This window comes from Polaromonas sp. P1_G2 (assembly GCF_056405515.1).
The window spans coordinates 1-635 of the sequence record NZ_JBFUBY010000675.1 but is presented as its reverse complement, the minus strand read 5'-3'; the positions used below and the strand labels follow the sequence as shown (position 1 = coordinate 635).

Below are 635 nucleotides of genomic sequence, written 5' to 3'. Positions count from 1 at the left end.
GCGTAGCGGCGAACGCGTCCTCACGCGTCCGATTCCGCTTGACCTTGCCTGCCTTTCACGGCAGGGGAACGGCCCGGATCGACAGAAAAGAATCACGAAGGAGCAGGCATGGCGGATGCAATGGGCGTAGCCCGTGATCAGCTCAAATCATTCATCGAGCGGATCGAGCGGCTGGAAGAAGAAAAGAAGACGATCGCCGACGACATCAAGGACGTCTACGGCGAGGCCAAGGGCACCGGCTTCGACACCAAGATCCTGCGCAAGATCATCTCGATCCGCAAGCAGGACAGGGACGAACGGCTGGAACAGGAGGCGATCCTGGAAACCTACATGATCGCGCTCGGCATGGTGGAAGCGCCGCCGGAGGAGTAAGCCCTCCCGTCGTCTGTTTGAACAACCGCCGGACCCAATCCGGCGGTTTTCTTTTGTCCGCTGTTTATCAGCGATCCCACAGGCGCAAATGAATAACTTCGCCTCGCAATTCATGGGATTGCCAGCCGCCGCGATTTGAACCTATGTGACCCAATCCGGCGGTTTTCTTTTGTCCGCTGTTTATCAGCGATCCCACAGGCGCAAATGAATAACTTCGCCTCGCAATTCATGGGATTGCCAGCCGCCGCGATTTGAACCTATGT

At 57.2% G+C, this 635-nt stretch carries 1 protein-coding gene; it reads left to right on the top strand.

Annotated features, from left to right (window positions below; translation table 11 throughout):
• The first annotated feature begins 108 nt into the window (after positions 1-108).
• Positions 109-372, top strand: coding sequence for a DUF2312 domain-containing protein (locus tag AC1D0P_RS26890; protein ID WP_477679523.1), 264 nt, complete (start codon positions 109-111; stop codon positions 370-372).
• Positions 373-635: the final 263 nt, after the last annotated feature.

Coding starts and splice junctions, on each gene's coding strand:
- AC1D0P_RS26890 (WP_477679523.1), top strand. CDS start 109: ATGGCGGATGCAATGGGCGTAGCCCGTGATCAGCTCAAATCATTCATC.